Origin of the sequence: Nonomuraea sp. NPDC004580 (assembly GCF_040609855.1) — a bacterium.
In the GTDB taxonomy this organism is placed as follows: Bacteria; Actinomycetota; Actinomycetes; order Streptosporangiales; family Streptosporangiaceae; genus Nonomuraea; species Nonomuraea salmonea.
The window spans coordinates 36500-55253 of sequence record NZ_JBEXLH010000052.1 but is presented as its reverse complement, the minus strand read 5'-3'; the positions used below and the strand labels follow the sequence as shown (position 1 = coordinate 55253).

The following is an 18754-nucleotide window of genomic DNA, read 5'->3' as shown; positions in this document are numbered from 1 at the left end:
TAGGGCCGGGGATGAGCCGGAAAGGGACAGGGCGCGCGAATTGTAGACCCCGGTTCGAGGAGCGAGGTCCGGACCGGGCGGGGGCGTCGGTAGCCTGGGGGTTGCCATGAACAGATCCCCGCTCGCGGCCCTCACCGCGATTCTCGCCGCCGCCCTGTTCGTGTTCGGCACCGCCGCTCCCGCGCTGGCGCACGACACGCTCAAGAGCAGCAGTCCGGCCAAGAACGCCGAGGTGAAGTCCCTCGACGAGATCAGGCTCGAATTCAGCGCCAAGGTGCGGCTGCCGTTCGTCATCGTCCGCGGCGACGGCGACGCCCAGCACCAGAGCGGCAAGCCCGACGTCGACGGCGCCGTGGTGACGCAGGCGGTCAAGGGGCCGCTGCCCGACGGGAAATACACGATCGCCTATCGCGTCGTCTCGTCGGACGGGCATCCGATCGAGGGGGAGATCCCGTTCCGGGTGAAGGGCGCCGAAAAGGCCGCCCCCAGCGCCGAGCCGTCGGACGCCGTGTCCGACACTGCGTCCGACACTGCGTCCGACACTGCGTCCGACACTGCGTCCGACACTGCGTCCGACGCCGCGACGGAGGGCGCCGATGAGACGCCCGCCCCCGCAGAGACCGCGGCCTCGCCACCGCCTGGGCAGTCATCCGAGCAGCCGGCGGCGGCGCCCAGCGGCGACGCCACGATCGAGGCCGACACGGCCGCGGCCGAGCAGGACGTCACGTTCCCCGTCTGGCTGATCGTCGTCATCGGCGCGCTCGTCGGCATCGGCATCGGCTTCCTGCTCAGCGCGCGGAGAAAGCAGCCATGACCCGATCGGTGCGCCTCGCGCTCGTGACCACGGTGGCCGCCGTCGCCGCCCTGGTCATCGGCATGATCGCGGGTGGCAGGGCATTCCCCAGGATCATCCCAGGGCTGCCCGACTCCGGCGCGGTCGTCCGGTGGGGGCTGCCGATCTCGAAACTGCTGATGGACGCCGCCGGCGTCGTCACCGTCGGCCTGCTGCTCATGGCCGCCCTGCTGCTGCCCAACGACAAGGGCGTGCTCGGCAAGAGCGCGGTCGACTACGTCAAGGCCGGCTCGTGGGCGGCGCTGACGTGGGCAGGAGCGGCGTTCCTCGCGATCCTGTTCGGCGCGGCCGAGACCATCGGCCGCACGCTGCCCCAGGTCCTCGACCGCGTGATCCTCACCAGCTACGCCACCCAGACCACGCAGGGCGTCGCGCTGACGCTCGTGGTGCTGTTCGGGGTGGCCATCGCGCTGTTCTCGCGCGGCGCGATCACGGCGGGCGCGGCGGCGGGGCTGCTGGTGTTCGCGCTGGTGACGATGCTGCCCGCGCCGCTGACCGGCCACACCTCCTCCTCGCCCAACCACGACCTCGCCACCTCGTCGGTCGCGCTGCACCTGCTCTCGCTCGCGCTGTGGGTGGGCGGGCTCGGCGTGCTCGCGCTGCACGCGCTGCGCAAGCAGCCGCAGCTGGAGCTCGCGGCCGAGCGCTTCTCCCGGCTGGCGCTGTTCTGCTACGCGGGCGTGGGGCTGTCCGGCGTGTTCGCCCTGGTCGCCCGCCTCGGCGCGGTCTCCGACCTGTGGACCACCGAGTACGGCCTGCTCGCCCTGGCCAAGATCGTGGCCTTCGTGCTGCTCGGCTACGTCGGCTACTGGCACCGGCAGCGCACGCTGGCCGACCTCAGGGCGGGCAAGCCCCGGGCGTTCACCCGGCTGGCCGGCGGCGAGACCGTGCTCATGTTCGCCACCATCGGCGTGGCCGTGGCGCTGTCGCGGACGCCGCCGCCCGACTTCAGCATCCCCGCCGACCGGGCGTACGAGCTGCTCGGCTTCCCCATGCCGCCTGCCCTCACGCTGGGCAACGTGTTCACCCTGTGGTGGTTCGACCTGTTCTTCGCCGTGGTGGCCGCCGTGCTGGCCGGCCTCTACGCGCTCGGCGTGATCCGCCTGCGGCGGCGCGGCGACACCTGGTCGTGGGGGCGCACCGCCTCCTGGTACGTCGGCGTCGCCCTGCTGGTGTTCGCCACCCAGAGCGGGCTGGCCCGCTACGCCAAGGTCATGTTCGACATCCACATGATCGAGCACATGACGCTGTCGATGGTGGTGCCGATCTTCCTGGTTCTCGGCGGGCCCGTCACGCTGGCCCTGCGCGCGCTCAAGCCGGCCGCCCGGAGGGGCGACAGGGGGCCGCGCGAGTGGATCACCACGATCCTGCACAGCCGGTTCACGAAGGTCATCACGCATCCCGTGGTCGCCACGGCGATCTTCGTCGCGTCCACGTACGCGCTCTACTTCACGCCGCTGTTCGAGTCGGCCATGAACGAGCACCTCGGCCACATCTGGATGACCCTGCACTTCCTGCTCAGCGGCGCGCTGTTCTTCTGGGTGATCATCGGCGTCGACCCGGGCCCCAACCGGCTGCCGCACGTCGGGCGGCTGCTGATGCTGTTCGTCACCATGCCGTTCCACGCCTTCTTCGGCATCGCGCTGATGATGATGGGCACCGTGATCGCGTCCGGCTGGTACGAGCAGCTCGGCCGCACCTGGGGCGACACCCTGCTGCAGACCCAGCGCGACGGCGGCGCCATCGCGTGGGGCTTCGGCGAGATCCCGACGCTCATCGTGTTGCTGGCCATCGCCGTGCAGTGGTACCAGGACGACGACCGGCAGGCCCGCCGCGCCGACCGCAGGGCCGACCGCATCGGCGCGGGCGATCCCGAGCTCGACTCCTACAACGCCTACCTCGCCCGCCTCAACCGCGCCGACAAGGCCGACAAGGCCAGCAGGGCCGGCAAGGTCGACAAGGCCGGCAGGGCCGACAAGGCCGACAAGGGCGAATAGGGGCTCTGGCCTCGGGTGCGTAGCCGATCGGACATGGCCTTCTACCTTCCCACTACAAGCCCATCGACCGGCGGGTAGCCTTTCTCCCAGGGGAGACGGGTATAACCCCGTCAGGCAGCGTGCGTGGCCTTGAGGGGGGATGCGCACCGCGTTGACGGGAGCGCCGGAGTGGGGACCGGCGTGTGGCCCGGGGTGCCGAGAAAGGCGATGACCATTGTCGGAAGAGACACGGATGCGCGGGGGGCAGAGCCTGGCCGAGGCGCTGGAGAGCTGCCTCGCCGAGTGGTCGGAGCGCACCGGGATCGCAGTGGAGACCTGGGCGCTGCCGGCGACCGACGTGGCGTCAGGCATCTCGAGCTGCGTCATGGCCACCTTGCGTGAGGCGCTGTCCAACGTCGAGCGGCACAGCAGGGCTCGCACGGTGTCCATCGCCGTGACGGTGGGCAGGAGCGGGCTGCGCATGACCGTCAGCGACGACGGGCAGGGCTTCATCGCGTCGGGGTCCGGGGGCGGCATCGCCCGCATGCGGGCGGCGTTCGCCGAGGCCGGGGGGAGCCTGTCGGTCAACAGCGTGCTCGGCGAGGGCACCACGGTGTCCGGCGTGGTGCCGGCCTCGCGCCCCTGACCGCCCCGCCCGCTCAGGACTGCGGCCTCGCTGTCGCTGCGGCAGTCGGCTCGGAGGAGGCGGCCGGCTCGGAGGAGGCGGCCGGCTCGGAGGAGGCGGCCGGCTCGGAGGAGGCGGCCGGCTCGGAGGAGGCGGCCGGCTCGGAGGAGACGGCCGTCCCAGAAGAGGCGGCTGTCCCGGAGGAGGCGGCCGGTCCTGCGCTCCCTCCTGCGGGCCCCGACGGCCTTGCCGAGGCGGCCGATCCTGTGGCGGCCCGCCCCCGTAAGCGGGGCGGGTCAGGGCAGGGTGAGGATCTCGCTGCCGGTGTCGGTGACCACGATCGTGTGCTCGAACTGGGCCGTGCGCTTGCGGTCCTTCGTCACCGCCGTCCACTTGTCGGGCCAGATCTCGTATTCGATCGTGCCCAGCGTCAGCATCGGCTCGATGGTGAACGTCATGCCCGGTACTAGCTCCACCCGCAGCGACGGGTCGTCGTAGTGGGGCACCATGAGGCCGGAGTGGAAGGTGGCGCCGATGCCGTGGCCGGTGAAGTCGCGGACGACGCCGTAGCCGAAGCGCTTGGCGTACGCCTCGATGACGCGGCCCACGACGTTGAGCTGGCGGCCCGGTGCGACGGCCTTGATGGCCCGCATCATCGACTCGCGGGTGCGCTCGACCAGCAGCCGCGACTCCTCGTCGACCTCTCCGACCAGGAACGTCGCGTCGGTGTCGCCGTGGACGCCGCCGATGTAGGCGGTGATGTCGACGTTGACGATGTCGCCGTCCTGCAGCACGGTGTCGTCGGGGATGCCGTGGCAGATGACCTCGTTGATCGAGGTGCACAGCGACTTCGGATAGCCCTTGTAGCCCAGCGTGCTGGGGTAGGCGCCGTGGTCGAGGAGGAACTCGTGGCCGATCCTGTCGAGCTCGTCGGTGGTGACGCCCGGCCGGACGTGTCTGCCGACCTCCTCCAGAGCCTGGGCGGCGATCCTGCCCGCCACGCGCATCCGCTCGATGATCTCGGGGGTCTTCACGTCGGACTCGCCGGTCTTGGGGCGCTTCTTGCCGACGTACTCCGGCCGCTCGATGTGGGCGGGAACCTTTCGCATGGGCGAAACTCGCCCTGGCTGGAGCAGTGTCGTCATGAAACACGAGTCTACGGGGCAGAATTGACCCCGTGAGCGAAGGCCAGTGGTGGTTCTGTCTCAAGCACATGCGGGTCGAGCCCGACCAGGGCTGCCCCAACAAGGATCGGATGGGCCCTTACGCGTCGGAGCAGGAGGCGGCAGGAGCGTTGCAGCGTGCCGCCGACCGCAACAAGGCGTGGGACGAGGCCGATCAGGACGACGACTGACGTCCTGCCGCCCTCGGCACCGCCCTGGCCCTTGACCAGGGCGGTGACCCCGATGGCCGCCCAGATCAGGTTGAGCGCCGCCGACGGCCAGGCGGCGCTGTACGCGCTGTTGATCATCAGCCCGACGGAGCCGCTGTCCTACATGGAGATCGACCCCCGGCGATTACGCGTCCTGCGTGAGGTGGCCAGGCGCGGCGGCGTCGCGCGGGCCGCCGAGGCGCTGCAGGAGCTGCGGCTGGGGTCGGTGGTCGCCTCGCGCTGGTCGCGGCCGGGCACGGAGTGGCGATCGTGCCGGAGCTCCACTGCTCGACGTCCCCGGGGGCGAGGTACGCGTGAGCGACATCCGCGACATCGGCGTCCGCAGACTGGACACCGTCACCCGGGTGAGCCGCACCCGCTCAGGCGAGCCCGACCCGGTCCAGGCCGTGGTCATCAAGGCCATCGAGGAGGCCACGGCCGCCCTCGCCCCGGCCCTGCGCGCCCGCCTCTCCGCCGACCGGCCCTCGTGAGATGTCAGTCGGTGAGGCGGGGGCCGCTGACCTTGTCGAGGATGCGGGCGAGGCGTCGGCGCAGCCCAGGGCGCTGGCCGGCCTCGCCGGCCGCCGCGCTCACCAGGTGCTGAGCCCCGTCGAACGTCACCAGCCCGTCGCGCGGCACCGCGATCGCGTCGTGGGCCAGCCCGGCCAGCTCGCGGTCGCCGCCCTCGATCGCCAGGATCGTCGCCCCCGTACGGCGCGCGTCGTGGACGCGTTCGAGCAGCGGCACCGGAGCCTGCTGCTCGGCCAGCACGAACAGCGTCTCCCCACGCCCCGCCTGCTCCAGCCGGTCGAGCCCGACCCGCAGGTGCGGGGGCGCGTCGGGCGGTGGAGCCCAGCGCAGCAGCGTGGGCGTGAGCTGGGGCAGGCCGGAGAACCTGGCCTCGTCGGCGAGGTGGGCGGTCAGGTGCCAGGGCTCGTCGTCGGGGGTGCCGACCAGCAGCAGCCCGCCGGGTGAGCGGGTGGCGCGCAGGGCCAGGCCCAGCTCGCGGGCGCGTTCGAGCCAGCCGGTCTCGGCCAGGAGTTCGCGCAGGAGGGCCACCGATCCTGAGTCCATGCCTCCATGGTGCCCGACGGACCGGGCGCGAGGTGTCCGGTTCCCATGTGACGTGTTGACATGGAACGTGTTCCTCCGTCATTTCGGGCCTTGACATGGAGTTACCCTCGGGTAACGATCGGGCTCGCGGCGCCGCCCTCCCCCAAGCGCAGACCTCACGGAGAGGGGCGGCACATGACCTTACGTGTGCGCGTCAGCATGTTCCTGACCCTGTTGTCGATCATGTCGTTCATCGCGGCGCCCGCCCGCGCCGCGGCACCGGGAGACGTCGTCTCCGCCTAGCCCACCACGGTCTACCTGCTGCCGGGCAAGCTGCTCGAAGTCCCGGTCAACGCCTGGCACCTGCGCTACACCTCCACCTCCGCCATCGGCACCCCCAACACGGTCTCCGGCACCCTGCTCGTGCCCAAGGCGTCGTATCCGCTCGGCCGCCGCCCGATCATCGGCTACGCCGTCGGCACCCACGGGCTCGGCGACCAGTGCGCGCCGTCCGTCAGCATGAGCCAGGGCCGCGAGGCCGAGCTGGCGCTGGTCAGCCTGTTCCTGCTGAAGGGGTACGCGGTCGCGATCACCGACTACGAGGGGCTCGGCACGCCGGGGCAGCACACGTACATGGCGGGCGTGTCGCAGGGGCACGCCGTGCTCGACTCGATCAGGGCCGCCACCCGCGTCCCCGCCGCGGGGCTGTCCGCCCAGGCGCCGGTCGGCATCATGGGCTACTCCCAGGGCGGCGCGTCCGCCGGGTGGGCGGCGCAGCTCCAGCCCTCGTACGCGCCCGAGCTGCGGCTGCGCGGCGTCGCCGCGGGCGGGGTGCCCGCCGACCTCGGCGCGGTGGCCCGCAACCTCGACGGCGGCCCGAACTTCGGGCTGGCCGCCGCGGCAGGGGTAGGGCTCGACGCCGCCTACCCCGAGCTGGACCTGGAGGCCGACCTGAACGACCGGGGCCGGGCGCTGCTCGCCGACGCGGCCGACGACTGCGTGGGCGACCTGAGCAAGCTCGCCGGGCTGCGCTTCTCCGACATCAGCCCGATCGACCTGATGAACCAGCCCAAGTGGCTCGCCCGCCTGGCCGAGAACCGGCTCGGCGGCACGCCGCCGCGGGTGCCGGTGTTCCTCTACCACGGGCGCGGCGACGAGATCATCCCGCTCGCGGTCGGGTCGGCGCTGCGCTCGGAGTACTGCCGGGCCGGCGTGAACGTGCGCTGGGCCCCGCTGCCCGCGCCGAACCACGTGACGGGTGCCATCGAGGGCGGCCCGCCGGCCATCGAGTGGCTGGCCCTGCGCATGCTGGGGTTGCCCGCGTTCGGCAACTGCTGAGCCGATTCGTCCCGGCCCCCGCGCGGGGGCCGGACATGGAGTGCCCGGCACGCCGGCGGGAAGCGATCCTGACATGATCTGGTTATGGCAGACGTGAACAAGCTTTCCATTGGAATCCTCGGCGGCACCGGCGACCAGGGCAAGGGACTCGCCCGCAGGTTCGCGCTGGCCGGGCACCCCGTGCTCATCGGCTCCCGCAACGCCCAGCGCGCCCAGGAGGCGGCCGAGTCCATCGGGGCCGGCGCGAGCGGAGGCGAGAACGCCGACGTGGCCACGAGGGCCGACATCGTGATCATCGCGGTGCCGTACGAGGGGCACAAGGCGCTGCTGGAGTCGTTGCGGAGCGAGCTGGCCGGGAAGATCGTCGTCGACTGCGTCAACCCGCTCGGCTTCGACAAGAAGGGCGCCTACGCGCTGCCGGTCGAGGAGGGCAGCGCCGCCGAGCAGGCCGCCGCCGTGCTGCCGGACAGCCGGGTGGTGGCCGCGTTCCACCACGTGTCCGCCGTGCTGCTGCTCGACCCGGCCGTCGAGAAGGTCGATCTCGACGTGCTGGTGCTGGGCGACGACCGCGAGGCCACGGACGCTGTACAGGCGCTGGCGGAGGCCATCCCCGGCGTGCGCGGCGTGTACGGCGGGCGGCTGCGCAACGCCTGCCAGATCGAGGCGTTCACCGCCAACCTCATCTCCATCAACCGCCGCTACAAGGCCCACGCCGGCATCCGCATCACCGACATCTGAGCCGACGTCTGGGCCGACGTCTGGGCCGACGTCTGAGCCGACGACTGGGGCGACGTCTGGACCGGCGCCTGACACGGCACCCGCCACGGCACCTGGCACGGCGGCCTACAGCCAGCCGGCGTCCTGGGCGATGCGGATGGCGTCGATCTTGTTGCGGGCGCCGGTCTTGGTGATGGCGCCCGTGAGGTAGTTGCGCACGGTGCCGGGCGACAGGTGCAGGCCGGCGGTGCCGAGCACGCGTACGGTGCCCGCGTCGGGCCGCTGGAAGCCGGCCAGCACCTCGATCGTGGTGGTCTTGCCCGCGCCGTTCCTGCCGAGCAGCGCGAAGATCTCCCCTCCGCCACCTCGAACGAGATGTCCTGCACCGCCTCGAAACCCTGGTGGCTCTTGCGGAGCCCGCGCACGTCGATCGCATTCGTGCCGTCCACCTTCGCGGGCGGCCGGCGCGGGCGGCAGTGAGGAATTCACGACTTCCTGGAGAGCTTCAGCAGCGCCTCGGTGACCCCGTCGGGATCGATGAGCTGATGGAGGTGGAGGCCGGGCAGCCGGGTCACCGGCCAGCCGCGCTCGGCCGCCCGCTCGGCGGCGGCGGAGTAGCCGGGGCTGTACCACAGGCACGAGCACCTGACCTCGTCCCACCCGGCGGGGACGGGGATGGGCTGCGTGTAGTAGTCGAGCGGCAGGCGCGGCTGCTCGCCGGCCACCCGGATGCGGACGGAGGGGTCGGGCAGCATGGCCACGACGTCCTCCTCGTCCCACCAGTCGGTCCAGCGGGGGAGCACGCCGTCGGGGCCGGCGAGGTCGCGCAGGAACGGCAGGAACTCCTTCTCGGCCGTCGTGATCAGCCCCTCGGCGGGCGGGACGTGCGCGTCGGCGAACACGCAGGCCACCACCCGGTCGCCGAGCCCCTCCTTGATGACGGGGAGGAAGAACCCGGCGTTGCTGTGGGCGACGAGCACGACGGGCCCGCCGGACGGGGTCGCGGCGCGTACGGCCTCGACCACGCGCGGCCAGTAGGGGGCGCCGCCCGCGCTGATGCCGGTCAGGTCGGGCACCACGGCCGCGTGCCCGCGCCGCTCCAGTGACTCGGCCACGGGCGCCCACGTCGAGGGGCCGACGGAGGGGCTGTGCACGAGTACGAACGTCGTCTGCATGCCCTCCACCCTTGCAGAGGCCCGGGCCAGAGCTGGACGCCGGGACGGTGGAGGTGCAGCGTGGGCGGGGTGTTCACCGCTCGCGAAAAGCAGCGGGACCCCATCTTCTACCCCGGGTCTGCCATCGGCATGTCCAACAGGGGATCCTGCTGGTATGAACGATTTCCGCCCCGAGGCGCAGTCCCAGACCACATCTGCTGATAAGTCCGAAATGTCATCTGAACTGCGGCCAGAGACGAGGACCGTGCACGTGCCGCACGTCACCGTCGAGGGCAGCCGTCCCATCGCCGTGCCCATCTACCAGACCTCTGGGTTCGTCTTCGACGACCCGGCCCTGATGGCCGAGTCGATGGGCCGCCCGGACAAGTCCTTCTTCTACGGGCGCTACAGCAACCCGACCGTGCGCTCGCTGGAGGAGGCGGTGTCCGGGCTGGAGGGCGGCGCGGGCGCCATCGCCACCGGCTCCGGCATGGGCGCGATCAACACCGTGCTGCTCGGCCTGCTCAAGCCCGGTGACCACATGGTGGCCCAGAACTCGCTGTACGGCGGCACCGCCGCCATGCTCAACGAGCTGGTCGCGAGGTTCGGGATGGAGGTCTCGTACGTGCCGGAGAACGACCCGGCCGCGCTGCGGGCCGCCGTACGGCCGCAGACCAGGCTCCTCTACATGGAGACCATCAGCAACCCGATGACGCTGGTCGCCGACCTGCCCGCGATGTGCGCGACGGCCCGCGAGCTGGGCATCCTGTCGGTGGTGGACAACACGTTCGCCTCGCCGCTGCTGTGCCGGCCGATCGAGCACGGGGCCGACATCGTGGTCCACTCCTCGACCAAGTACCTGTCCGGGCACACCGACGTGGTGGGCGGCATCGCGGTCTTCGCCGACGAGGAGCTGTACCAGCGGGTGTGGCGGTTCAACATCGAGCTGGGCGCCTCGCCCGACCCGTTCGCGGCCTGGCTCACCCTGCGCGGCATGCAGACGCTGGCGCTGCGCATGGAACGCCACTGCGCCAACGCCCGCATCCTGGCGACCCGGCTGGCGGAGCACCCGGCGGTCGCCGCCGTGCACTGGCCCGGCCTCGCCTCGCACCCGTCGTACGAGCTGGCGGGCAAGCTGCTGTCCGGATGCGGCGGCGTGTTCTCGTTCGACCTGACCGGCGGGCGGGAGGCGGGGGAGCGGTTCATGAGCTCCGTACGCCTGGCCCTGCTCGCCCCTTCCCTGGGGGGCGTCGAGACGCTGATCCTGCACCCGGCGACCACCTCCCACCGCTCGCTCAACGCCGAGGAGCTGCGGCGCAGCGGCATCGGCGAGGGCACGGTCCGCATCGCCGTCGGCATCGAGCACCCCGAGGACCTGTGGGCGGACCTCCAGCGGGCCCTGGCATAGCCTGGAACGCGACGATCGAAGGGGGAATCTTGACCACAGTCACCCACGCGGACGTCGCGGCCGCCGCCGCCCGGATCTCCGGGCACGTCCTGCGCACACCCGTGATCGAGGTCGCTCCGCGGCTCTGGCTCAAGCTGGAGCTGCTGCAGCACTCCGGTTCCTTCAAGGTGCGCGGGGCCTTCAACCGCATCATGTCCGCCGGTGAACTGCCCGCCGCCGGGGTCATCGCGGCCAGCGGCGGCAACCACGGGCTCGCGGTGGCGTTCGCGGCGCGAGCGCTGGGCGTACGGGCGGAGATCTTCGTCCCGACCGTGACCAGCCCGGTGAAGGTGGCCGGGCTGGAGCGGCTGGGCGCGCACATCACGCAGACCGGCGCCATCTACGCCGAGGCGGCCGAGGCCGCCGCCAAGCGGGCCGCGGAGACCGGCGCGCTGTCGGTGCACGCCTACGACCAGCCCGAAGTGGTGGCGGGCCAGGGCACGACCGGGGTGGAGCTGATCGAGCAGACCGGCGCCGTCGACACCGTGCTGGTGGCGGTCGGCGGCGGCGGTTTCGCGGCCGGCATCACGGTGGGCACGTCGGTGTCGGGGCCGCGCGTCGTGGCCGTCGAGCCCGAGCGCATCCCCACGCTCAACGCGGCGCTGCGAGCGGGCGAGCCGGTGCCAGTCGAGGTCAGCGGCGTGGGGGCCGACGCGCTGGGGGCCAGCAGGATCGGCGGGCTGGCGTTCCAGATCCTGGACGACCCCCGGGTGGAGAGCGTGCTGGTGAGCGACGAGGCCATCGTCGCCGCGCGGCGCACCCTCTGGGAGCGCCACCGGGTGGCCGCCGAGCACGCCGGCGCGGCCGCCTACGCGGCGCTGCTGTCGGGCGCCTACCGGCCCGAGCCGGGGGAGCGCGTGGCGGTGGTGGTGTGCGGCTCCAACACCGACCCCGCCACGCTCACCGCCGAATAGCAGATCAGCTGTACGTGTGCTCGGGTGCCGGGAAGGCGCCCGACACCACGTCGTCGGCGAACTCCCGCACCGCCCGGTCCAGCTCGGCGCCGAGGTCGGCGTAGCGCTTGACGAACTTGGCCGGGCGCGGCGTCAGCCCCATGAGGTCCTGCCAGACCAGCACCTGCGCGTCGGTGGCCGCCCCCGCGCCGATGCCGATCGTCGGGATCGCGAGCGAGGTCGTCACCCGCTGCGCGAGGTCGGCGGGCACGCATTCGAGCACCACCGCGAACGCCCCGGCCCGCTCGAGGTCCTTGGCGTCCGCCATCAGCTCGTCGCCCGCCTGGCCGCGCCCCTGGACCCGGTAGCCGCCCATCACGTTGACCGACTGCGGGGTCAGGCCGAGGTGCGCCATCACCGGGACGCCGGCCGAGACCAGCGCCTCGACCTGCGGCAGCACCCGGCGCCCGCCCTCCAGCTTGACCGCGTGCGCCCCCGCTTCCTTCATGAACCTGGCCGCCGACTCCAGCGCCTGCTGCGGCGAGCCCTGGTACGACCCGAACGGCAGGTCGGCCACCACGAGCGCGCGCGACGAGCCGCGGACCACGGCCGCCGTCAGCGGCAGCAGGTCGTCCATCGTGACCGGCAGCGTGGAGTCGTAGCCGTAGACGACCATCGCCGCCGAGTCGCCGACCAGCAGCACGGGGATGCCGGCCGCGTCGAACACCTTCGCCGTCATGGCGTCGTAGGCGGTGACCATGGGCCACCGCTCTCCGCGCTGCTTGGCGGCGGTGAGGTCGCGGACGGTGACGCGGCGGCCGGACGCGGCGCCGTACAGCGTGGTTGAAGAGGACATGTGACAACCCTCCAGAAACGTCTCGAGGCGCCCTGCTGCGTCCCCGGACTCCCTCGATGATGGCACGCGGAAAACCGGTGGCGAAAACGTCGGTGGCCTTTGCCAGAATCTGTGCGGAGGTAACGAACGTTCATGGCTCTCGACCCTTACCGAAATCTGCTCAAGATCCCTGGCGTGCCCACGCTGCTCCTGGTGGGGCTGCTGGCGCGGGTGCCGTCCACGGCCACCGCGATGGCACTGACCCTGCACGTCGCCATCACACTCGACCTGGGATACGGCAGAGCCGGGGTGATCACCGCGGTCAGCACGATCGGCATGGCCATCGGTTCCCCGCTGTCGGGCAGGTTCGTCGATCGTCACGGGCTGCGTCCCGTGCTCGTCGTCACGACCGTGGCCCAGGCCGCGTTCTGGGCGTGCGCGTGGGCGCTGCCGTTCCCCGCGCTGCTCGCCGCGACGGCGCTCGCGGGGCTGCTCGGCATGCCGGTGTTCAGCGTGACCCGGCAGTGCCTGGCCGCGATGGTGCCGGTCGACCGGCGGCGCAGCGGGTTCGCGCTCGACTCGATGCTGGTCGAGGTGTCCTACATGGTCGGGCCCGCGCTGGCCGTCGCGGGCATCACCACGTTCGGCAGCGGGGTGACGATGGCCGCGATCGGCGCCGGGCTCACCGTGGCCGGGCTGGGGCTGATCGCGCTCAACCCGCCCACCAGGTCGGCGGAGGAGGACGCCGCGGCGCAGGGCGTGCGGGTGCCCAGGCGGCAGTGGCTCACGCCGGGGTTCGTGGCGCTGCTCGGCACGGTCGCCGCCGCCACGTTCGTGCTGACCGCGTCCGAGCTGTCGCTGGTCGCCACCATCAACGAGGCGGGCCAGACCGCGTGGGTGGGCCTCGCGGTGGCCGTCTGGAGCGGCGCCTCGCTGGTCGGCGGCTTCGTCTACGGCGGGCTGTCGCGGGGGTTCTCGCCGCTGGTGCTGATCGGCGGCATGGGGCTGCTCACCGTGCCGGTCGGGCTGGTCGGCGGCGGGTGGCACTGGGTGGTCCTGGCGCTGCTGCCGGCGGGGCTGCTGTGCGCGCCGTCGTTGTCGTCCACGGTCGACGCGCTCAGCGGGTGGGTGCCGAGCGCGGCCAGGGGTGAGGCGATGGGCCTGCACGGCACGGCGCTGCTGATCGGCGGCGCGGTCTCGGCGCCGATCGCGGGCGCCGTCATCGACGGAGTGGGCCCGTCGTGGGCCTTCGCGGTGGCCGGGCTGGTCGGCGTGGTGATGGTGCTCATCGCCCTGCCCTTCTGGCGCCGCCACCCGTCGGAGCCCACCGTGCTGACCGTTCCCACTGTGGAGAAGGTCGTGGAGAAGGTCGTGGAGAAGGTCGTGGAGAAGGTGGTGGAGAAGGCTGAGGAGGAGGCCGAGAAGGCCGAGGAGAAGGTCGTGGCCACCGAGCCGGATCGGGTGTGAGTGTTCTCACGTTCGCTGTCGCGGCCGGGGTTCACGGAACCCGGGCCGCGCTCTTTCCCGGAGCTGTGACCTGCGGCTTCACCTCGCGAGTCGCCGGAACGAGGGCCGCCGTTCACCCGCCAGTTACGAAACGGGACCGTTGCGTATCGGAAATAGCTCGCGATACGGTGGCGTTGCGAAACTCTGTCGTATCGAAATTAAGGACATCTCCATGGACCCGATGACGGGACATCCACGCCGATGGGGCATCCTCGGCGTGCTGGTGTTCAGCCTGCTGGCGGTCGTGCTGGACAACACGATCCTGAACGTCGCGATGAAGACCATCGCCGACGAGACCGTGGGGCTGGGCGCCACCCAGAGTGAGCTCGAATGGGCGATCAACTCCTACACCCTGGTGTTCGCCGGACTGTTGTTCACCTTCGGCGTGATCGGTGACAGGACCGGTCGCAAGCGCATGTTGTTCATCGGCATGGCGCTGTTCGGCCTGGCCTCACTCGCCAGCGCCTACGCCCAGGACCCGATGCAGCTGATCCTGGCCAGGGCGGCGATGGGCATCGGCGGCGCGGCCATCATGCCGGCCACCTTGGCGATCATCTCCAACGTGTTCCCGCCCGGCGAGCGCGGCAAGGCGATCGGGGTGTGGGCCGGCGGCGTGGGCCTCGCCGTCGCGATCGGGCCCATCACCGGCGGCCTGCTCATCGAGCACTTCTGGTGGGGCTCGGTCTTCCTCATCAACGTGCCGATCGTGATCGTCAGCATGATCCTCATCGCGACCCTCGTGCCGGAGTCGCGCGACCCCAAGCCGTCCAGGCTCGACCCCGTCGGCGTGGTGCTGTCGATCATCGGGCTCGTGGCCATCGTGTACGGCATCATCCGCGGCGGCGAGCTGGCCACCGTCGCCAGCGCCGAGGTGCTGGTCCCGACCCTGTTCGGCGTGGCGGTGCTGGCCGTCTTCGTCTGGTGGGAGCGGCGCATCGACCACCCCGTCTTCGACGTGCGCAGCTTCACCAACGTCCGGTTCAGCTCGGCCATCGGCATGATGGGCATCGTCTTCTTCGCGATGATGGGCGGGATGTTCTTCCTGACGTTCTACCTGCAGATCGTGCTGGGCTTCACGCCGGTGCAGGCGGGCGCGCTGATGATCCCCTTCGCGGCGGCGCAGCTCATCTTCGCGCCGCTCAGCCAGCGGGTCACCGAGCGGCTGGGCGCCAAGCTGTCGGCCACGCTGAGCATGATCGTGGTGACGTTCGCGCTCGGCAGCTACGCGTTCATGGACCAGAACACCTCGATCGTGCTCATCGAGGTCATCTTCTTCGTGCAGGGCGCCGCGATGGCCAACATCATGCCGCCGGCGACCACCGCCATCATGGAGTCGCTGCCCCGCGAGAAGGCCGGCGTCGGCTCGGCCATGAGCAACACCGTCCGTCAGGTGGCCGGCGCGCTCGGCGTGGCCGTGCTCGGCTCGGTGCTGTCGTCCAGCTACCGCAGCGAGATCGCGCCCGCCCTGGCCGTGCTGCCCGAAGGCGCGCGGCACGCCGCGGGCGAGTCCATCATGGCGACCATGGGCGTCGTGCAGGAGCTCGGCGAGCGCGGGCAGGCGCTGGTGCAGCCGGCGTTCACCGCCTTCGTCGACGGCATGCACGTGACCGCGCTGGTCTCGGCGGCGATCGGGCTGCTCGGCATCGTCGTGGTGGCCCTGTGGATGCCGGGAAAGCCGCGGCCCGCCGAGCACGCTGAGAACAGGGAGCCGGTGCTGTCGTCCTCGGGAGGATGACGGACATGTCGGTGGGAACGTACCGTTTATCACGGGAAGGAGCAGGAGGAGGCTTTTGTGCCTCCTCCTGTCCCCGAGAGCGGCGCGGTGCTGATGGCGCCCGCGCCGGAGATGTATGGTGAGGCCGCGATGTCGATCCAGCAAACCGGGACCGCCCGCCCCGCGGGCCGTCCGCGCAGCGAGAAGGCCGAGAAGGCGATCATCGAGGCGACCCTCGACATGATCGCCGAGGGCCTGGGCGTGTCCGAGCTGACCATCGAGGCGATCGCCGCGCGGGCGGGAGTCGGCAAGACCACCATCTACCGCCGCTGGGCTAACAAAGAGGACCTCGTCGCCGACGCCCTGTCCACGCTCAAGACGCCGGTGCCGCCGCTGCCCGGCACGTCCGTGCGCGACGACCTGATCGCGCTGGTCGACAGCATGAGCAGAGACGGCAGCGACGCACGCAACCGGTGCGTGCTCAACATCGCGATGAGCGAGGCCGACCGCTACCCGCGCCTGATGGAGCGCTTCGTCAAGCGGGCCGTCGAGCCGCGGCGGGCGGCCATCCGCGCCGTCATCGAGCGCGGCATCGCCACCGGCGAGCTGCGCCGCGACCTCGACGTGCACATGGCGCTCGCCATCATCTCCGGCACGATGATGTACCAGACGAAGCGCAGCCCGGCCGAAGGGCTGCCGCCCGACCTCGGGCAGCGCGTCGTCGACACCGTGCTGGCCGGCCTCGCGCCCTAGCGGCCGGCCGTCCTGCGGCGGAACAACACGGCCGCCACCGGCAGCGCCGCCGCCACCGCGCCCGCCAGCCACGCCGCCGCCACCGCGCCCGACCCGCCCATGGGCTGGTCGAGCAGCAGCGCCCGCAGAGCCGTGATGATCGGCGTGAGCGGCTGGGCGAGCGCGAAGTCGCGCAGCACCCCGGGCATCGTCTCGGCGGGCACGATGCCGTCCGACAAGTACGGCAGGAACAACACCACGAAGCTGAACGCCCCCGCCGCCTGCGACGACCTGACCAGCAGCCCCCACACGGCGGCCAGCGCCGACAGGGCCAGCACGTAACCCGTCACCAGGGCCAGCACGAGCGCCCAGTCGGCCGGGGAGGCGTCCGGGCGGAAGCCCAGCAGCAGCGCCGCGGCCAGCGCGATGGCCGACGCGGCCACGTTGCGGATCACCGAGGCCACCACGTGACCCGCCGGGACCACCCAGCCGCCGATCGGCAGGGTGCGGAAGCGGTCGATCATGCCGGCCGTCATGTCCTCGCAGATCGTCACCGCCGCGAGCGCGGCACCGTAGCCGCCGGACATCAGCAGCACGGCCGGCACGACGAAGTCGACGTACTCCAGGCCGCTGGAGCCGGTCGTGATGGCGCCGCCGAAGACGTACACGAAGAGAATCATGATCATCACGGGCAGGGCCGTGCTGATGATGAGGCCGTCGAGCACGCGAAGGTCGCGGCGCAGGTCGCGGACCACCAGGCGGCGCAGGTCGCCCGCCGCGTCGATCACCGGGGTGCTCATGCGGCCTCCGTCAGTTCCAGGAAGACGTCGTCGAGGGTGGGGGTGCGCAGGCGTACGCGCTCGACGGCGACGCCGGCCCGATGCAGCGCGTCCAGGGTGCGCCGCAGATGGTCGGGGTCCTGGAGGGCCAGCGTCAGCTCGCCCGCCGCGTCGGGGTGCGCGCCGGGCAGCGCGGCGCACGCGCGGCCCAGGTCAGCGGGGTTCGCGGGACGCAGCGCCAGCCGTTCGGCACCGACCTGACGCTTGAGCGCGGCGGGGGAGCCGTCGGCCACCACGCGCCCGCCGTTGAGCAGCACGACGCGCTCGGCGAGCTGGTCGGCCTCCTCCAGGTACTGCGTGGTGAGCAGGATGGTGGTGCCCTGGGCGAGCAGCTCCCTGATCACCGTCCACAGCTCGGCCCTGCTGCGCGGGTCGAGGCCGGTCGTGGGCTCGTCCAGGAACAGGATCGGCGGTGCCGACACCATCCCGGCGGCGAGGTCGAGGCGGCGGCGCATGCCTCCCGAGTACGTCCCCACCCGCCGGTCCGCCGCCTCCACCAGGCCGAAGCGCTCCAGCAGCTCTGCCGTCCGCTCGCGTGCCCTTCGCCTGCCCAGGTGGTGCAGGCCGGCGAACAGCTCCAGGTTCTCCCTTCCCGTCAGCAGGTCGTCCACGGTGGCCTGCTGCGCGGTCAGCCCGATCGCGCGGCGCACCGCCACCCCGTCGGTGCGCACGTCATGGCCCGCCACCGTGGCCGTGCCCGCGTCGGGGGCGAGCAGCGTGGTCAGGATGCGTACGGTCGTCGTCTTGCCGGAGCCGTTCGGGCCGAGCAACGCCACTAACGAGCCCGCCGGCACCGTCAGGTCGACGCCGTCCAGCACCCTCCTGCCTGCTCCGAAGGTCTTGACGAGCCCCCTCGCGTTAATTGTGTATGACGTACTGTGTATGGCGTTCATAGTTTTGAGAGTAATGCAGAATCCTAGGGAGGCGTCAAGGAGGAGGGCCGGATGGCGGAGGAGCGGTCGTTGCCGCCGATGCTGCGACGCATGTGGGGGCGCGAGCCGGTGCCGCGACGGGGGCCGCGTCCCCGGCTCGACCTGGCCACGATCACCGCCGCCGCCATCGAGATCGCCGACGCCGAGGGCCTGGCCGGCGTCTCCATGGCCGCCGTCGCCTCGCGGGTCGGGGTGGCGACCACGGCGCTCTACCGCTACGTCGACAGCAAGGAGGACCTGCTCACCTGCATGGCCGACGGCGTGGCCCCCGAGCCGCCCGACCCGGCGGGGCTTCCCTGGCGCGACTACCTCGCCCTGTGGACCCGTGCCCAGCGCGACATCCTGCTGCGCCACACGTGGCTGCTGTCGATCACCCAGTACGCGCCGCCGCTCGGCCCCAGGCGGCTGCTCTGGCTCGACCGGGCGCTGGCCGCGCTGGCCGGCACCGGGCTCGACGACGGCGAGAAGATGAACGTGGCCAGCACCCTGACCGGCTACGCGCTGACCGACGCGGCCCTCGCCAGAGCCGCCGAGTCCGGGTTCCCCGAGCTCGACCAGAGCGGCGTCGAGGGCGCGGACGACTACGGTGAGCTGCTGGCCGAGATGCTCGACCCCGCCACTTATCCGGCGCTGTCGGCCGCGATGCGCGGCGGGGTCATGCGGGGGGCCGCCGGGTGGACCGACGACGCGGACTTCGCGTTCGGGCTGGGGCTGCTGCTCGATGGCGTGGAGCAGCTGATCGCCCGGCGAGCGGCCTCCTGAGACCGG

At 71.9% G+C, this 18754-nt stretch carries 19 protein-coding genes and 1 pseudogene; 13 read left to right on the top strand and 7 right to left on the bottom strand.

What is annotated here, in order from left to right:
• Positions 1-106: 106 nt before the first annotated feature.
• The 3 genes from ABZW11_RS35675 (at position 107) to ABZW11_RS35665 (ending at position 3475) form a co-directional block, all read left to right on the top strand.
• Positions 107-814, top strand: coding sequence for a copper resistance protein CopC (locus tag ABZW11_RS35675; RefSeq protein WP_355427162.1), 708 nt, complete (start codon positions 107-109; stop codon positions 812-814).
• A complete protein-coding gene (locus ABZW11_RS35670; protein WP_355427159.1) occupies positions 811-2850 on the top strand; it encodes a cytochrome c oxidase assembly protein in 2040 nt (679 codons plus the stop codon). The genes ABZW11_RS35675 and ABZW11_RS35670 overlap by 4 nt, the downstream gene beginning before the upstream one ends.
• Before the next feature lie 232 nt (positions 2851-3082).
• Positions 3083-3475 carry an ATP-binding protein gene (locus tag ABZW11_RS35665; RefSeq protein ID WP_355427156.1) on the top strand — a complete coding sequence of 131 codons (393 nt, stop codon included), beginning with the start codon at positions 3083-3085 and terminating at the stop codon, positions 3473-3475.
• 275 nt (positions 3476-3750) lie between these two features.
• Here ABZW11_RS35665 and map read toward each other — a convergent pair whose 3' ends face one another.
• Complete coding sequence (gene map / locus ABZW11_RS35660; protein ID WP_355427153.1) at positions 3751-4599, bottom strand: type I methionyl aminopeptidase; 849 nt, start codon at positions 4597-4599, stop codon at positions 3751-3753.
• Between the two features lie 32 nt (positions 4600-4631).
• Between map and ABZW11_RS35655 the strand changes: the two genes are divergently transcribed.
• Both ABZW11_RS35655 and ABZW11_RS35650 read left to right on the top strand, forming a co-directional pair.
• The gene (locus ABZW11_RS35655; protein WP_185112781.1) at positions 4632-4808 is read left to right on the top strand and encodes a hypothetical protein; all 177 of its coding nucleotides are present in this window, start codon (positions 4632-4634) and stop codon (positions 4806-4808) included.
• 332 nt (positions 4809-5140) lie between these two features.
• Positions 5141-5317 (top strand): hypothetical protein, encoded by a 177-nt coding sequence (locus tag ABZW11_RS35650; RefSeq protein ID WP_355427150.1) that lies wholly within the window; start codon positions 5141-5143, stop codon positions 5315-5317.
• Positions 5318-5321: 4 nt separating this feature from the next.
• Here ABZW11_RS35650 and ABZW11_RS35645 read toward each other — a convergent pair whose 3' ends face one another.
• On the bottom strand, positions 5322-5900 hold the full coding sequence (locus ABZW11_RS35645) for a hypothetical protein (protein WP_355427147.1): 579 nt from the start codon (positions 5898-5900) through the stop codon (positions 5322-5324).
• Between the two features lie 402 nt (positions 5901-6302).
• On the opposite strand from ABZW11_RS35645, the gene ABZW11_RS35640 reads away from it, so the two are divergent.
• Together ABZW11_RS35640 and npdG are read left to right on the top strand one after the other, a co-directional pair.
• Positions 6303-7217 (top strand): lipase family protein, encoded by a 915-nt coding sequence (locus tag ABZW11_RS35640; RefSeq protein WP_355427144.1) that lies wholly within the window; start codon positions 6303-6305, stop codon positions 7215-7217.
• A gap of 84 nt (positions 7218-7301) precedes the next feature.
• Entirely contained in the window at positions 7302-7955 is a 654-nt protein-coding gene (gene npdG, locus ABZW11_RS35635) for an NADPH-dependent F420 reductase (protein WP_355427141.1), read from the top strand.
• 228 nt (positions 7956-8183) lie between these two features.
• On the opposite strand, the pseudogene ABZW11_RS35630 reads toward npdG, so the two are convergent.
• Together ABZW11_RS35630 and ABZW11_RS35625 are read right to left on the bottom strand one after the other, a co-directional pair.
• Positions 8184-8383: pseudogene (locus tag ABZW11_RS35630) on the bottom strand (ATP-binding cassette domain-containing protein); the annotation flags it as partial.
• A gap of 36 nt (positions 8384-8419) precedes the next feature.
• On the bottom strand, positions 8420-9109 hold the full coding sequence (locus tag ABZW11_RS35625; protein WP_355427138.1) for an alpha/beta hydrolase: 690 nt from the start codon (positions 9107-9109) through the stop codon (positions 8420-8422).
• A gap of 211 nt (positions 9110-9320) precedes the next feature.
• Between ABZW11_RS35625 and ABZW11_RS35620 the strand changes: the two genes are divergently transcribed.
• Positions 9321-10496 (top strand): aminotransferase class I/II-fold pyridoxal phosphate-dependent enzyme, encoded by a 1176-nt coding sequence (locus tag ABZW11_RS35620; RefSeq protein ID WP_355427135.1) that lies wholly within the window; start codon positions 9321-9323, stop codon positions 10494-10496.
• Positions 10497-10525: 29 nt separating this feature from the next.
• Complete coding sequence (locus ABZW11_RS35615; protein WP_355427132.1) at positions 10526-11449, top strand: serine/threonine dehydratase; 924 nt, start codon at positions 10526-10528, stop codon at positions 11447-11449.
• 4 nt (positions 11450-11453) lie between these two features.
• Here ABZW11_RS35615 and panB read toward each other — a convergent pair whose 3' ends face one another.
• Positions 11454-12284: a 3-methyl-2-oxobutanoate hydroxymethyltransferase gene (gene panB, locus ABZW11_RS35610; protein ID WP_355427129.1), complete on the bottom strand. Its 831-nt coding sequence runs from the start codon at positions 12282-12284 to the stop codon at positions 11454-11456.
• Positions 12285-12416: 132 nt separating this feature from the next.
• Between panB and ABZW11_RS35605 the strand changes: the two genes are divergently transcribed.
• The 3 genes from ABZW11_RS35605 (at position 12417) to ABZW11_RS35595 (ending at position 16236) form a co-directional block, all read left to right on the top strand.
• Positions 12417-13730 carry an MFS transporter gene (locus ABZW11_RS35605; protein WP_355427126.1) on the top strand — a complete coding sequence of 438 codons (1314 nt, stop codon included), beginning with the start codon at positions 12417-12419 and terminating at the stop codon, positions 13728-13730.
• A 211-nt stretch (positions 13731-13941) separates the two neighbouring features.
• The gene (locus tag ABZW11_RS35600; protein ID WP_355427123.1) at positions 13942-15504 is read left to right on the top strand and encodes an MFS transporter; all 1563 of its coding nucleotides are present in this window, start codon (positions 13942-13944) and stop codon (positions 15502-15504) included.
• A gap of 57 nt (positions 15505-15561) precedes the next feature.
• Positions 15562-16236: a TetR/AcrR family transcriptional regulator gene (locus ABZW11_RS35595; protein WP_355427120.1), complete on the top strand. Its 675-nt coding sequence runs from the start codon at positions 15562-15564 to the stop codon at positions 16234-16236.
• Here ABZW11_RS35595 and ABZW11_RS35590 read toward each other — a convergent pair.
• Positions 16233-17015, bottom strand: a complete 783-nt coding sequence (locus tag ABZW11_RS35590) for an ABC transporter permease (RefSeq protein ID WP_355427117.1) — start codon at positions 17013-17015, stop codon at positions 16233-16235. The two genes, ABZW11_RS35595 and ABZW11_RS35590, sit on opposite strands and share 4 nt — an antisense overlap.
• Positions 17012-17947: an ATP-binding cassette domain-containing protein gene (locus ABZW11_RS35585; protein WP_355427114.1), complete on the bottom strand. Its 936-nt coding sequence runs from the start codon at positions 17945-17947 to the stop codon at positions 17012-17014. Before ABZW11_RS35585 ends, ABZW11_RS35590 begins: the two co-directional genes overlap by 4 nt.
• 51 nt (positions 17948-17998) lie before the next feature.
• On the opposite strand from ABZW11_RS35585, the gene ABZW11_RS35580 reads away from it, so the two are divergent.
• A complete protein-coding gene (locus ABZW11_RS35580) occupies positions 17999-18748 on the top strand; it encodes a TetR/AcrR family transcriptional regulator (protein WP_355427112.1) in 750 nt (249 codons plus the stop codon).
• The last annotated feature ends 6 nt before the right edge of the window (positions 18749-18754 follow it).

What these genes read in the sequence shown, in the direction of transcription:
- ABZW11_RS35675 (WP_355427162.1), top strand. Translation starts at nt 107, where the DNA reads ATGAACAGATCCCCGCTCGCGGCCCTCACCGCGATTCTCGCCGCCGCC.
- ABZW11_RS35670 (WP_355427159.1), top strand. Translation starts at nt 811, where the DNA reads ATGACCCGATCGGTGCGCCTCGCGCTCGTGACCACGGTGGCCGCCGTC.
- ABZW11_RS35665 (WP_355427156.1), top strand. Translation starts at nt 3,083, where the DNA reads ATGCGCGGGGGGCAGAGCCTGGCCGAGGCGCTGGAGAGCTGCCTCGCC.
- map (WP_355427153.1), bottom strand. Translation starts at nt 4,599, where the DNA reads ATGACGACACTGCTCCAGCCAGGGCGAGTTTCGCCCATGCGAAAGGTT.
- ABZW11_RS35645 (WP_355427147.1), bottom strand. Translation starts at nt 5,900, where the DNA reads ATGGACTCAGGATCGGTGGCCCTCCTGCGCGAACTCCTGGCCGAGACC.
- npdG (WP_355427141.1), top strand. Translation starts at nt 7,302, where the DNA reads ATGGCAGACGTGAACAAGCTTTCCATTGGAATCCTCGGCGGCACCGGC.
- ABZW11_RS35625 (WP_355427138.1), bottom strand. Translation starts at nt 9,109, where the DNA reads ATGCAGACGACGTTCGTACTCGTGCACAGCCCCTCCGTCGGCCCCTCG.
- ABZW11_RS35620 (WP_355427135.1), top strand. Translation starts at nt 9,321, where the DNA reads ATGTCATCTGAACTGCGGCCAGAGACGAGGACCGTGCACGTGCCGCAC.
- panB (WP_355427129.1), bottom strand. Translation starts at nt 12,284, where the DNA reads ATGTCCTCTTCAACCACGCTGTACGGCGCCGCGTCCGGCCGCCGCGTC.
- ABZW11_RS35605 (WP_355427126.1), top strand. Translation starts at nt 12,417, where the DNA reads ATGGCTCTCGACCCTTACCGAAATCTGCTCAAGATCCCTGGCGTGCCC.
- ABZW11_RS35600 (WP_355427123.1), top strand. Translation starts at nt 13,942, where the DNA reads ATGGACCCGATGACGGGACATCCACGCCGATGGGGCATCCTCGGCGTG.
- ABZW11_RS35590 (WP_355427117.1), bottom strand. Translation starts at nt 17,015, where the DNA reads ATGAGCACCCCGGTGATCGACGCGGCGGGCGACCTGCGCCGCCTGGTG.
- ABZW11_RS35585 (WP_355427114.1), bottom strand. Translation starts at nt 17,947, where the DNA reads ATGAACGCCATACACAGTACGTCATACACAATTAACGCGAGGGGGCTC.
- ABZW11_RS35580 (WP_355427112.1), top strand. Translation starts at nt 17,999, where the DNA reads ATGGCGGAGGAGCGGTCGTTGCCGCCGATGCTGCGACGCATGTGGGGG.